The organism is Prevotella sp. 10(H) (assembly GCF_000711235.1).
Lineage (GTDB): Bacteria > Bacteroidota > Bacteroidia > Bacteroidales > Dysgonomonadaceae > Dysgonomonas.
This window is the reverse complement of sequence record NZ_JOMI01000005.1, coordinates 150464-164726: the sequence shown is the minus strand read 5'-3', so window position 1 is coordinate 164726 and position 14263 is coordinate 150464. Positions and strand designations below refer to the sequence as shown.

The following is a 14263-nucleotide window of genomic DNA, read 5'->3' as shown; positions in this document are numbered from 1 at the left end:
GGCTGTCATTTTTCTATTATCAGGCTATTGTTCGCAGATGATTAATTGAACATCTTTTTTAATATATCGATATTTAATTTATTTGCAGGATTGAAAGATTCCATGTCCATATAATTAATTAAGGAATTTTTCATTTGTTTGATTTCCGGCCTGTTATCGGGATTACTTAATAAGTCGGCACCTGAGATAATAATCTTACCTTTTCCTACCTGAGCTTCGATTATTAATCCCAAGGACTGATTTGAGAACCAATCGTCTATAACTCTTACTATCGGTTGGAAATTATCTCCTAATATATTTAACCTTATTGCATTAGAGTTCATCATTATTGCCCACCATTGATAATTTGAATGATATTCTGTAGGAAATAATCTAAAAGCCGGGTGTTGTGGATCAGTCAATATACCCATGACTAGAGGAGGTTGTTTGCGCGACCATGCCGTATTCCAAAAAATAGGAGAGTAACCCATAACAACATCACCACCAAATTCTTTCTTAATACTTCCTTTTTTAGGCGATAATAAAACTTTTCCTCCCTGCTCTAAAATCCGAATGACTTCTGTATCTAATTTATCTGCGATTAAAATATTGTTATTTGGCTTATAATCTGATTCAGGATATACCCAAATATCCCAGCTATTGCTATTATTACCAATTTCAACTATAAGTTTCAAAGCGACAGGTTCTGATATTTCCTGTAAAGATTGCCGTATTGTTCCTAATTTTATACAATTTCCTATCGGTATATTTTGTTTATTTAAACTACCAGAACCAATTATTTTACCATCCGTATTTATTAATCTCCATTGTGGTGATACGTTCTTTAATTCATTGTATCCAAAATGAGCTACTTCCACCGGGGCCTCAAGCACTTCATTGTTTACATAAGTCATTTTTGGAAGCCTCACAAGTGGAACTGTATGACCTGAAAATTGATTAAATTCTTCAGCTGTAACATATCCTTTTTCTTCCCAGAATGCATCTAATACTCCAACAAGGGCTGTTCCTTGTCCGGGAAAATCGTTCAGTCCTAAAAGCTGGAATCCTGCAAAACCTTTAGTTCGCAATGCGGCTTCTATTTCGGCTTTGTATGTTAAAGCCTGATGTTTACCTGAAGCAAGAAGAAAACTATCTGCGAGATCATCCAACCCGTTATCTTTCAAAGTTTCCTGAAATATTTCGAAATTCTTGGCTTTCAATACTCCCGTATATTTATCAATTTCCTTAAAGTTAGGATATACACACCATTGACCGATTTCGTGTGAAACATACGGTATATTATACTTTTCAATCATTTTATACCAGTCAAAATCTGTGGAAGGAGGATTTGCATTATTATGGCTTTTTAATCCGCTTCCCCATTGAAAAAGACGGGGATAACCATTATTATAAAATTCATTCTCTGGAATATCCGGCCAACCGGCACCAGATGTATAAAAATGTCTTGAGTCATATTTTTTAAGATGTATTACTAAATCCCCCAAGAATCTTGATTGATTTCCACCTCCCGGTTCGTTACCATACGTATATAATATAAAAGACGGATGATTGCCATAGCTTCTCAATATTCGTTCAGACTCATCGTAAATCCATTTATCAAACTTACTCCCGTTTCCTACTGTAGTCCATCCGTTACCCTCAACCTGAAGATATACACCTAGTTCGTCTGCAGCTTCAAAAGCAGCCTTAGGCGGACACCAGGAATGGAACCGGACATGATTCAACCCATGCTTTTTTATAACATTCAATATTCTTTTCCATTCGGGGACATTCGTTGGTGGATAGCCTGTTAATGGATAAGCGGCACAGTCGAGTGTACCTCTCAAAAATATAGTTTTATCATTAATTATAAATTGAGTTCCTTTTATTCCCAGTTTGCGCATTCCGAAATTAGTTTGGAATTTATCGATTGTCGGGCCAGATGCCAGCCGGGTATCCAGTTCGTATAGATATGGTTCAAATTCATCCCATTTATAAAAAGATTCTCCCATAGGATATGTAACTTCTACTACACCTAATCCTGATGAAAACTCTTTTTCAATAGACAGTTCTGGTAATTGGTGTAGGGTAGGAGTGAACTTCGATTTAGCATTTAATGTGATCACAGATTTTTGTGAAGTTTGGCTTCTATTGTCGACATTTATGATGACCTTTATTTCTTTTTTGTCGATATCAGGATATACCTGTACATTCTCTATAAAAACAATTGGTCTTGCTTTAATTGTAATATTACCTGCTATCCCGTTCCAGTTGGTTTGTGTATGATCTGATACACTATGGGCATTTATTCCGACATCTATATCTTCTATTCTGTTATCTACACGGATTGTCAGGATATGTTCGCCGTTTTTTAGGTTACTTAATATGTATTCGTGTGGAGTACCTAAAGAATTCTGCATTCCTATTTTATAACCATCGACCCAGACTGTGGTTTCCCAATGTGGCCTTTCTAATGAAACTATATAATTTCGTACATCTGTAGATTCTGGAATTTGGAATTTTGTATTATACCAGGCAACGCCTACATAACTTTTGTTGGGCTGTAACCAAAAAACTGATTTTAGGTTATCTTTTTGTCTATATTTGGCATACTTATTATCATTGAACCAGGCCGAATCAACTATTTTTCCTGTCCAGTTTGTCTCCATACTGATATCGAATCCTTTGTCATTAGTAGCCATAGAACCCGGTAATTGAACAGTTTCATCGAAGTCTTTAGTTTGCCAATTTTGCATTAATCCAACATCTTCAGGATCCATTTTGAATTTCCATACTCCTTTCAGATCAATATTCTGTGCTGGAGATACTATACAGAATAAGAGGATTGATATAATATTTATTATTCTTTTCATTCTCAATATTTCATTTTAAAAATTAATATATTATAATGCTTTGATTGAATAAATATGGCTGTTATAAGCTCCCCCTACAGGGAAATAGATGCCTACCTCCATAAGATATTTACCTGTATATGTAGAATTCATATCCTCGATTTTATATGTTGCATCCGGTAATAAACCTTTCAGTTTGGTAAGTTTACTTCTTCGGTTTTCTTCTACGGATTGTCTGGGATATTCTCCCAAGTTATAAACAAATACAACCACTTCTTTCTGGTTTACCGAAACATATTGAAGAATGCTTCTGTTTTCGTCGAACGGAGATACAATCCTATACGTTTTGCCTTTGTGTATAACTTCTCTTATTTCTTTGTACTGTTCAATTTTCTTTTTTGCTACTTGTTTTTGAGCGTCATTCCATTTAGTAATATCGTATCCGACTCCCAATACCCCAGCCATACATACATCAAACTTGAACTCTAGTGATGGATTGAGTTTGTGCCAATCCTCGTGTGTTACCCATGATATCATAGTATTAGCCGGAAAAAGGGTCAGATAAGAATCTTGTATAAAAATACGATCTACAGGATCGGTATTATCACTTACCCAGTTGAAGTCGTAGCGCGAAATCATCCCTAAATCAATGCGTCCTCCGCCACTTGAACAGTTTTCGAACCATACTTCCGGAAAGTCTTTACGCAAAGATTCGACAAGCCGATAAAGATTTTCAACATATTTAATCCTTACAGCCCTTTGTTCTTCAGCTGGAGCAGAAGCAAAGCCCGGATCTGTCATATGCCGGTTCATATCCCATTTTATAAATTTAATATTGTTTTCTTTCAACACCTTATTCAGGCTTTTATAAAGATATTGATATACATCCTCCCTGGCCAGATTCAGTATTAACTGATTCCGTCCTTCGTGACGTGTACGGTTAGGAAAATAAAAGACCCAATCGGGGTGCGCACGGTATAAATCGCTATTAGGATTTACCATCTCCGGTTCTATCCATAATCCAAATTGAAGCCCCATTGCATTCACCTTTTCTATCAGGCTATTCAGCCCGTTCGGGAATTTATTTTTATCTACGGTCCAATCACCTAAACCGGATTTTTCATCTATTCTGCCTTTAAACCATCCGTCGTCTATTACAAACATTTCCACTCCCATGTTTTTCGCTTCTCTGGCTAAGGCAAGTTGCTGCTCTTCATTTACGTCCATTGCTGTTGCATACCAGCTATTGTAAAGTACTGGCCGTACTTTATCACGATATGTTTGTGGCAAAAGTTTTTCTCTGCTATAAGATGCCAGATTCTGAGTAACACCATTTGTTCCCTCTTCCGTATAACCGTATATCATAACCGGTGTGGTAAACGATTGCAGCGGTTTCAGATATACTTCCTGATCCCAAAAGTTTATACCACCGGTAACTTGTATCTTGCCATAAAATGATTTATCGAAATCTAATCGCCAGTTTCCACTATATGTAAATGTACCGAACCAGACTTTTCCGTTGTAACGGTCATTCTCTTTTTCCGGCCTGATCATAAATGTGGACGATCCATATGATTTAAAGTCTTTGACTTCAATTGTTTTTGTACCTTGTGTCAGCCTGGTAGTCTGTGGAGTAAACTCATGTCCCCATATTCCTGAAAAATGAGTTAATTCGTAGGCATTATCAGGCAGAAATATAGAGCCGGAACTAAGTTTTTCAATTTTTATCGAACCTTTTTTCCCTAAATTCCTTACCTCTATCCATTTTTCAATAAAATCATATTCAGGCAAAATCCGAATAAAGGAGTTTACTTCCAGTGGGTAATATTTATCTTGTTGTGTAATTTTTATAGTTTTATATCCTCCGATATCAGTTATTTCATATTTTTTGTATTCCAGCTCAATGTCACGTACTCCGTCGGGGAAAATGACTTCCAAAATTGATTTTGAATTAACGAAACCACCTCGGACTGGAATTTCATTTCCCCAGTATTCCCAATCCTTCACATCTCTATCCGGTTCCAGTTTGTTTCCGTAATATACGACCTGAACGATGTTGTTCCTATCGACTTTCAATTTATAAGTTGAAGATTTTGTATAAATATTCCAACTCCGCTCATCTTTTCCTACTTCAATACTATTGTTTTGAGCAAAAAATGACAAAGGTAAAAGTGTAATTAGTAAATAAGATACTATGTTTTTCATATATAAAAATTAAAATATTACAAACTCATTGAAGCCTAATTGATTCATGCTTAATAAATAAAAATGGATATTTTTGTATAGTTGAGAAAAGGTCTTTTTATTACTTTTGATCTATAGTAATAACTAAAGAATAATTTCCCGTTACAGAAATAAATGCATTATCGGTAAATATATGGATTCGTGTTTTTCATATATTGTACTGATTATAATTCACGGTGATAAAATTACAATATTGGAAAGAAAAAATAATGTAAGATTTTACTGTTAGCATGTAAAATATTCCTATAATTTAGATTAAATTAATCAGATTGGTTTTATGATGAAAATAGGTTAAACTTGAAATTGATTCATTTATTTTTTGAATATATCAAAGCTGAAAAAGGAATTAAATATTGGAAAAAACATTCTATTCCTCCAAATATTATTTATCTCTTCCTTTCTCCTTTTCCTTCAATTAAATTATCTATTTGACAGAAAATATGCCGGGTGAAGACACTTATTCCTGTTATTATCATTACTGCTATGTAAAACGGAAGATATAAGTAGCTTTCTATTTTTTCAAAAATAATCCCATATATAAATTGACCAATAGGAATAGAACACATACATACACACATAAAACACGAAATAACTTTTCCTATCAGATCTTTAGGTGTAATAATTTGGATGAATGTCATTATTTGAATCTGAAGTAATGTTGACAAAGTTACATACAGTCCACATCCGATTGCCAGAATAACGTATACTGGAATTGATTCGCTAAGAAAGTGCAGGGCAATACCTCCTATAAGTACAGAGAAAGCAGACCCGATAAGAATCAATGAACCTGACTTTAACTTTAATTTTTTTGATAATAATCCTGCGAGTAATCCGCCAAGTATGGCTCCCACAGCGATAATACCTTGTGCATATCCATATAGCCGATTTGCGGTATCAGGTGCAAAGCCAAGATGCTGTGTGATTATAACCGGAACAGCAATTATAATCAATGCTGTCAAAAACAATCCGAGGGCAGCGAATATCAGAGATGCTTTCCACAGAACAGGCTGTTCTTTGAACATAAATCTAAAACTCTCTTTCAGGTCATTAGTACCGGTCGTGAATATATTTCCTTTTGTTTTTCTTTTTTCGAATGGAATATTAATAAATATCTCCATTACTGCAGATGCAAAAAAGCAGCCGATACTTACATACAAGATAGGTATTAAGCCGACAATGGAAAATAGAATGCCGCCAATTACCGGGCCAGCCATACTGGCTGCAGAATTTATCAGGTTTATAACCGAATTGGCTTTCATGATATGTTCCGGTGCCACTAAAACAGGTATGCTCGCGTTCACTGCGGGTTGATAAGCACCCTGTATCCCCGATAAAATAATCATCGTAACTGCTATAAGTGGAACAATCTCTACCTTTCCTATCAGCAGGTAAAACAGGAGAATAAGAATAGCTGTAATAAAATCCAGCATTACCATTATGTTTCGTTTGTTCATGCGGTCGGCAATAATTCCTCTTATGGGGAACAATAAAAGCATTGGGATGAACGAAATTGCCAGAATGGTTCCGAACAAAGCCGATGAACCTTTTTGATTCAGCATATAAAGCGGAAGTGCATATCTTAATATCTGATTACCGAATATGGAAATGATTTGACCTGTTGCGACAAGTATAAAATCTTTTGAAAGTATTGTATTTTTACCTAGAGCCATATATCCTTCTTTTTTTATTAAATTTATATTGTAAAATTATCTGATGCTTTTGAGCTAAAATAGTTATATTTAACTTTAAAATAGTCGTAAAGGACTTATAATGAAAAAAGAAAAATATCAAATAGTACCGAATATCCTAATGAAGCTTGCCCTTTTATTGGGAACAGAAGTAAGAGACAGAAGACTGGAAATACCTCCGAAGTTTGGTAGAGGCTATTGTGTGGGGTTTGTTTTTAATGAACATATCAGAATGCATATAAGTAATTATGAATTGTATGAAGATATAATCGTTGAAAATCCGGATATGAACGCCTTAGGCAGAGTGATAGTGTTCAAATTCCAAAATATTTTTCCTAAAGGAAAAATCTTCCGGCTGGAAGACCAGCTAAAGGTAATACCGTCGGTTTTAATTGCAACGAGCCGGATAAATACGGATATAATGATTCCAATTCATTCTAATACGGCCACCATTAATATTGAGGTAGATGCCGATTATTTAAACGGGTTATTTGATTTATCCGAAAAATCACCTCTTCTGCAAAGTCTGTTGGATAATACTCAACCTTTAATTTTCGAGCAGATAATTTATCCTTCCATACAGAAAATAGTAGATGAAATTATATCTGGGGGAGTCGACAGGATGTTTGAATTGTTTTTCTTAAGAATAAAAACAGAAGAATTAATTTGCCGTTTGTTGATGGAATTGGACAAACGGGAGGAAAAACAAATTTATGCTTTAAACGGTCAGGATATACAAACTATTTACAAAGTAAAAGAAAGAATACTTGAGCATTTGGAGAATCCGCCCATCATTAAAGGGTTGGCAGTTTATGCAAATATGAGTCCGTCTAAACTAAAACGTTTATTCCGGCAAATTTTTGGTAACAGTATTTTCAGTTATTACCAAGGATTTAGAATGAAAGAAGCTGCCCGCCTGCTGAAAGAAGAAAAGCTATCTGTTTCGGATGCAGGATATCAGTTGGGTTTCACTAATCTAAGCCATTTTTCAAGAGTTTTTAAAGAACACATAGGGATGAATCCGAAACAGTATAGCAAGTCGTGATGAGTACTACTCTTTTTTATTTATTATAATATTATCCAACGAAACTAAAATGTGCATAACAGTTAATATTTACTTAACATACCGGTAATAATACTTACCTACTTTCGCTACCGAAAACAAAATAAAATATGATTATGAAAAATTTATTCTTTTTTCGGTTTTTAGCAGCAAGTATTCTTTTTTTCGGATTTGTAACAGATAGTTCGGCTAAAGGAGGAAAAGACAAAGTAAGTAATGAAAAGAAAATTCTGATTGTAGGATTGACCGATAATGTAAAATCAAACCATTTTTACGATGATTGGATTGCGGAAGAAACCGGTATGAAAGTAGAGAATATCGATTCGGAATACAATTATATTATTGCCGATAATATTGCCTCTACGGGTTCTCAGGAAAATTATAAATTTATTCCGATAAGCGATGATCAGGTGTGTGAAAAAATTACACAAGGAATAAAGGTTGAAGGGGAAGGAGAGGGATGTCATTCGGATTTATCAAATGTTCTGGAAAATGACTTACAGGATTTATTGAATAAATCGGATGCAGATTATCTGCTGGTTTTGAATCAGCATTATTTAAAATATCAGGAAAGGCCTATGAATACAATATTCCATATTGTGAGTTTCACTTTATTCGATAAAAATAAGAAAGACTTATTACACGGCAATAACTACTTTACCAGTATCAATCTGGAAAAGCCTGAGAAGGTGCGTAAGATCAGCCGTAAAAGTACTTCAAAAATAGCCTCATCAATAATAAAAACACTGGAACAAATTTAATTAACACTTTATTTATCAATAATGTTCTTTTGTGTAAACCAAATCAATAATGTTTACACATACAGAAAACTATGCCCAAATTTTTTAATACTGAATATAAAACCAGCTATGATAAAAACAATGAGATTTTTGATATTTTCAACCCTGTTTTTCTTTGTCTGTTCTGCCCTGACGGCTCAGGGTACACAAGCCGTAATTACAGGAACCATCACAGACAAGCAAGGTGAAACGGTAATAGGTGCCACAGTACAGGTGAAAAACGAATCTACCGGATTTGTTTCCAATACATCGACTAACGAAAACGGGGAATATACATTTAAACAATTACCGTTAGGCTCTCCTTATACTGTTTCTGTAACATATATAGGCTATGGCAATCAAAGAAAAACAGGTTTTAAACTGAATCAGGGGGATATGCTCCGCGTAGATTTCGTGATGGAAGAAGATGCCATAGAGATAGAAGCTGTGGAAATAGTAGCAAATTCACTGAAAAAGACAATACCGAATATAGGGTCGGCAACTTCTATTACATCGAACGATATAGCGAAGCTGCCTGTCAACGGACGTAACTTCACATCTCTGATAGACTTATCCCCACTGAGTAAGGGGGGAAATATATCGGGTCAGCTGGGTTCTTCAACCAACTATACAATAGACGGTATGACAGCAAAAGGTACTGTAGCCTCAGGTACAACCTCGGGAGCATACTCCATATCGATGGAAGCGGTGCGCGAGTTTGAGATTGTTACTAACCAATATGATGTTACTTACGGTCGTATGGGCGGCGGTACAGTCAGTACAGTAACAAAATCGGGAACAAACACCCTTAAGGGAAGCGTATTCGGATATGGCCGTACCGACTGGCTGGCTAGTCCCTACGATATCAGAGGAAATAAGAGGGATAACGAATTTTCTACATATCAGTATGGCTTTTCGCTGGGAGGTCCTATTATAAAAAACAGAGCTCACTTTTTTGTAGTATGGGATCATCAGGCCGACTCTCGTCCGTTCTATATCGCAGATATAAAAGGGCCGGAAGATGAAAAACGCTATAATGTGACACAATCTACTCTGGATAAGTATCTGGATATTGCCCGCAGCAAATATGGGGTATCTGATAATCCGCAGTTCGGTTCGTTCGACAAGAAAAAAAGTACGGATGCGATTTTTGCCCGTATAGACTGGCAGCTGAATGCAACGAATCTCTTAACTATCCGTAATAATTTTATTAATGATAACGATAATCATTCCGAAGCTGATAATACAAGTATAAATCTGTACGAAACATACATTTCACGCAAGTCGTACAATAACAGCCTGATGGCTACATTGCGTTCGGTATTAGGCCCACGAATGACAAATGAATTGAAAGCCCAGCATTTTCTTGTACGCGAAAAAGTGCTTACAAATGATGAGTTACCTACAGCGAATATACCGCGCGCCATCGTTCAGAATATAGAATCGGTGTCCGCTTCCGGGGATAAGATGTATACAGCCATACAGTTGGGAGGGCAACGGTTTGCTCCTGAAAATTTTAAGGATCATGTCTTTCAATTAGTTGATAATGTATATTATAATACCGATAAGATAAATTATACATTCGGTGCCGACTTTATGTATACAAACCTGAAATCGCTTTACGGCAGTGAGATGAACGGACGCTTCTATTTTACAGGAATAGATAATTTTGATAACCTTACTCCATACCGCTACGCCCGTGAAGTAGCCCTTGTGCCAGATCCTACAGTAAAGATGAATATTCTGAATTCGGCATTATACGGACAAATGCAGACTAAAATATATCCCGGACTGGAAATGCTTGCAGGAATACGTATGGATTATACACGCTATTTCGATAAGGCCAATTTTAATCAGACTGTGTATGATGATTTAGGGTTGAATACGGATAATGTTATCTCTACATTTCAATTGCAACCACGCATACAATTCACGTGGGATTTAGGAGAAAAACATACTGATATAATCCGTTTAGGAGGAGGTATCTTCGGTTCTGATCTTAATAATTATTCGATGATTAATAATATGTTGTTCGACGGAACAAAAGTGGCTTCGGTAGACATTTCAGGAAATTTGGTTCCACTTCCCGATTTTGAAAAGTATCGTAAAGATCCGTCCACTGCACCGGGAACAGAGTTGTTTGACATCGCGGGTATCGAAAAAGTATCGACTATTAATACAAATAGCGATAAGACAAAGGTTCCGGTTGTTTACAAAGCTAATTTTTCGTATACTCACTTCTTCAGCAATAGTTTAAAAGCCAGTGTCAATTTTTATGGCAACTGGGCGCGTAACAACTATATGTATGTAGACCGCAACATGGTAGATAATCCATATTTTATATTAGCAGCAGAAGGTAATCGCGGAGTATATGTTCCGGCTAGCACAATCAATCCGAATAATGGTGCTGCTGACTGGATGGAAGGACGAAAAACAAAACGGGTAGGACGTGTATTGGAACTGGTAAGTGAAGGAAAGGTTAATCAATATGCTTTTGTAATAGACGGTACGTGGCGTTACTTCAAAGACGGTGAGCTTTCTATGAGTTATACATGGAACGATTCGAAAGACAATACGTCCTATAACGGAAATGTAGCAAACACAGCAACACTATCGCTAATGGTAAAAGATGACCCACGGAATCTTGATAAAATGTCGTATTCGGATAACCAGTTCCGGCATAAAGTGGTTTTGTATGGTACTGCGCCTACCTTTTGGGGAGTAAGTGTCGGCCTTCGTTTTTCAGGTATGGGAGGCACCCGTTATTCATTAGCTGTAAACGGGAATGTGAATGGAGACTTTGTATCCTCTAACGATCTGGCTTTTATCTATGACCCTAACGATTCCAGAACTCCTCAATATCTTCGCGAGGGAGTTCAGAAAATACTCGATAATCCGGATGTAGAAGGAAATACAAAAAAATATATACGTGATAGCTTTGGCAAAGTAGCAGAGCGCAACGGTGGTGTAAATGGTTTTTATGGCGTATTTGACCTAAGGGTATCGAAAAATGTAAAACTTTATAAGACTCACAGTCTGGAATGCTCTGTCGATATATTCAATGTGGCCAATCTTCTAAATAAAGATTGGGGTGCAGGACATAATTTAGGCAAGCAGAATATATATACTATCAAGAGTTTCGATACAGCCGGCCAGCAATATGTATATAATGTAAACAGTAATACCGGAGTATCGAGTTTGAATGGAAATCCTTACCAGATACAGATAGGGCTGCGCTACGCCTTTTAATAACTTATAATATAAAACAAATAAGAATGAAGAAACTGGTTTTTATTATACTTAGCCTGACCTTTTGCGGCTATGTATGTGCCCAATCGATAGCAAAAGGACAAATATTCGAAGACTCCAATAAAAACGGGAAAAAAGATAAGAATGAGAAAGGTGTTGCGGATGTGGCAGTGTCCAATGGGAGGGAAGTTATTCTTACAGATAAAGACGGCTATTATGAATTACCTGTCGGGGATGATAACATCATTTTTGTAATAAAACCATCCGGATATAATATTCCTTTGGATGAAAATAATCTGCCAAAATCTTATTATATACATAAACCGAAAGGCTCGCCTGCAAATCTGAAATTTAAAGGTATACCGCCAACCGGACCTTTACCGCAATCCATTGATTTTGCATTGATACCTGCCGATGAAAAAGATAATTTCAAAGCATTTATTTTCGGCGATCCTCAGCCATACAATATGGATGAACTGGATTATTTCGCACGGGGAATAATTGCCGAAGCATCTAAAGAACAGAATATAAGTTTCGGTATCAGTCTTGGTGATCTTGTCGGTGATGCGCTGGATTTACATCAACCATACAAGAAAGCTATGAAAGAAATGGGCATGCCTTGGTATAATGTAATGGGTAATCATGATATGAATTACGATACGACTATCGATACAGATTCGGATGAAAGTTTTCAGGTACATTTTGGCCCGAACAATTATGCCTTTAATTACGGACAGGCTCACTTCATCATATTGGATGATATTATATATCCTGATCCACGCGATGATAAAAGCTATTGGGCAGGCTTTCGTCCCGATCAACTGGAATTTATAGCAAATTATTTAAAGACAGTACGTAAGGATGAACTGATTGTTTTGGCGATGCATATTCCTTTGTTTGATGAAACAGGAAATGAGGACTTTAGAACTGAAGACCGTCATAAACTGTTCGAGTTATTGAGATATTACCCTAATGTACTTGTATTATCAGCGCATACACATTTTCAAATGCATTATTTCCATAAACAAGCAGATGGATGGAAAGGGAATAAACCTCTTCACGAATATAATGTAGGAACAACATCGGGAGATTGGTATTCGGGAGAAATGAACGAGTCGGGTATCCCTGTATCAACAATGAGGGATGGAACCCCTAAAGGATATGCTTTTCTTAATATATCGGGCAACAAATATACGATCGATTATAAAGTTGCGGGAAAGCCGAGAGATTATCAGATAGAAATCTTTAATCCTAAAGTAGTTGCGAAAGACAAGAAGACAAGTGCGCAGATAGTGGCAAACTTCTTTATGGGATGTGAAAATGACAAAGTCGAATATCGTGTAGATAATGGAGAATGGAAAGAAATGATTCATACAAAAGGTGTCATTCCATCATATACTAATACTCTTTTCAAATGGGATTATGCCGATAAACCAAAAATAGAACGTAGACCGAGCAATGCTGTTCTATCCACACACTTGTGGACAGCCGGTATACCTACAAAACTAGATGAAGGGAATCATGTAATAGAAGTGAGGGCCACGGATATGTTCGGAAATCTATTTACGCAGACAAGTAATTATAGGATAGAATAAGGTTTTGACGATTGTTTGGAATTAGTCTAGAAGGCAGCCAATTTGTTTTGGTTCCCTTTTAGACTAAGACTATTTACTTTTCAAATATTTTCATAAAATTATCTTTATAACTACTTCCAAGAGGTAGTTTCTTCCCTGCAATGTGCAGGATGTTTTTGTCAATCAATTCTATGGATTTTATAGAAACAATATAAGATTTATGTATTCTGACAAATAAATGTGAAGGCAGTTTCTCCTCCAAGTCTTTTAAGGAAGAAAGTGTAGTGATACGCTGTTTAGTAGTATGGAAAGTTACATACTCGCGTTGTCCTTCGATATAAAGCAGATCGCAATAATTGATTTTATATAGCTTATATCCGCTTTTTATTACAATACTATCTTCTTCTGTTTTCTCAGGCAATAGCTTGACTATTTCGGTCACAGGCTTATTAATTGCATTATTTCCTTTTCTCTCTATCACTTTATTAATTGCCTGTAGGAAACGAGGGAAAGCAATCGGCTTTAGTAAATAATCAACTACATCAAGTTCAAAGCTTTCAACTGCATATTCGGAATATGCAGTAGTAAATATTACAGCAGGTGAATTTTTGAGACTACGCGCAAATTCAAGTCCCGTGATTTCCGGCATCTGTATATCTGATAATAAAATATCAACATCCTCTTGCCGTAAGATATTCATTGCCTCGAATACATTTGCGCTTGTTCCTATCAGTTCTAGGAAAGCCAGTTTTGATACATATTCCGATAATAACTTGCGTGCATGATATTCATCGTCTACTATAAGGACTTTCAACGTTTCGGACATAATGACCTT

The 14263-nt window shown here is 36.1% G+C and carries 8 protein-coding genes; 4 read left to right on the top strand and 4 right to left on the bottom strand.

Annotated elements, in window-relative coordinates:
• Positions 1-41: 41 nt before the first annotated feature.
• The 3 genes from K348_RS0111330 to K348_RS0111320 all read right to left on the bottom strand — a co-directional run bounded on the left by K348_RS0111330 (position 42) and on the right by K348_RS0111320 (position 6745).
• On the bottom strand, positions 42-2852 hold the full coding sequence (locus tag K348_RS0111330) for a beta galactosidase jelly roll domain-containing protein (protein WP_029905071.1): 2811 nt from the start codon (positions 2850-2852) through the stop codon (positions 42-44).
• Positions 2853-2882: 30 nt separating this feature from the next.
• Positions 2883-5036 carry an alpha-galactosidase gene (locus K348_RS0111325; RefSeq protein ID WP_029905070.1) on the bottom strand — a complete coding sequence of 718 codons (2154 nt, stop codon included), beginning with the start codon at positions 5034-5036 and terminating at the stop codon, positions 2883-2885.
• 425 nt (positions 5037-5461) lie between these two features.
• Positions 5462-6745 carry an MFS transporter gene (locus K348_RS0111320; protein ID WP_029905069.1) on the bottom strand — a complete coding sequence of 428 codons (1284 nt, stop codon included), beginning with the start codon at positions 6743-6745 and terminating at the stop codon, positions 5462-5464.
• Between the two features lie 100 nt (positions 6746-6845).
• Here K348_RS0111320 and K348_RS0111315 point away from each other — a divergent pair, with 100 nt between their 5' ends.
• The 4 genes from K348_RS0111315 to K348_RS0111300 all read left to right on the top strand — a co-directional run bounded on the left by K348_RS0111315 (position 6846) and on the right by K348_RS0111300 (position 13449).
• The gene (locus K348_RS0111315) at positions 6846-7808 is read left to right on the top strand and encodes an AraC family transcriptional regulator (protein WP_029905068.1); all 963 of its coding nucleotides are present in this window, start codon (positions 6846-6848) and stop codon (positions 7806-7808) included.
• A 134-nt stretch (positions 7809-7942) separates the two neighbouring features.
• The gene (locus tag K348_RS0111310; RefSeq protein ID WP_029905067.1) at positions 7943-8587 is read left to right on the top strand and encodes a hypothetical protein; all 645 of its coding nucleotides are present in this window, start codon (positions 7943-7945) and stop codon (positions 8585-8587) included.
• 120 nt (positions 8588-8707) lie between these two features.
• Complete coding sequence (locus K348_RS0111305) at positions 8708-11854, top strand: TonB-dependent receptor (RefSeq protein WP_029905066.1); 3147 nt, start codon at positions 8708-8710, stop codon at positions 11852-11854.
• A gap of 26 nt (positions 11855-11880) precedes the next feature.
• Positions 11881-13449 (top strand): calcineurin-like phosphoesterase family protein, encoded by a 1569-nt coding sequence (locus K348_RS0111300; RefSeq protein WP_029905065.1) that lies wholly within the window; start codon positions 11881-11883, stop codon positions 13447-13449.
• Between the two features lie 73 nt (positions 13450-13522).
• On the opposite strand, the gene K348_RS0111295 is transcribed toward K348_RS0111300, so the two are convergent.
• Positions 13523-14254: a LytTR family DNA-binding domain-containing protein gene (locus tag K348_RS0111295; protein ID WP_029905064.1), complete on the bottom strand. Its 732-nt coding sequence runs from the start codon at positions 14252-14254 to the stop codon at positions 13523-13525.
• Positions 14255-14263 lie beyond the last annotated feature (9 nt).

Bases quoted from the DNA above. Each gene is read 5' to 3' on its own strand.
- K348_RS0111330 (WP_029905071.1), bottom strand. From the start codon at position 2,852: ATGAAAAGAATAATAAATATTATATCAATCCTCTTATTCTGTATAGTA.
- K348_RS0111325 (WP_029905070.1), bottom strand. From the start codon at position 5,036: ATGAAAAACATAGTATCTTATTTACTAATTACACTTTTACCTTTGTCA.
- K348_RS0111320 (WP_029905069.1), bottom strand. From the start codon at position 6,745: ATGGCTCTAGGTAAAAATACAATACTTTCAAAAGATTTTATACTTGTC.
- K348_RS0111315 (WP_029905068.1), top strand. From the start codon at position 6,846: ATGAAAAAAGAAAAATATCAAATAGTACCGAATATCCTAATGAAGCTT.
- K348_RS0111310 (WP_029905067.1), top strand. From the start codon at position 7,943: ATGAAAAATTTATTCTTTTTTCGGTTTTTAGCAGCAAGTATTCTTTTT.
- K348_RS0111305 (WP_029905066.1), top strand. From the start codon at position 8,708: ATGAGATTTTTGATATTTTCAACCCTGTTTTTCTTTGTCTGTTCTGCC.
- K348_RS0111300 (WP_029905065.1), top strand. From the start codon at position 11,881: ATGAAGAAACTGGTTTTTATTATACTTAGCCTGACCTTTTGCGGCTAT.
- K348_RS0111295 (WP_029905064.1), bottom strand. From the start codon at position 14,254: ATGTCCGAAACGTTGAAAGTCCTTATAGTAGACGATGAATATCATGCA.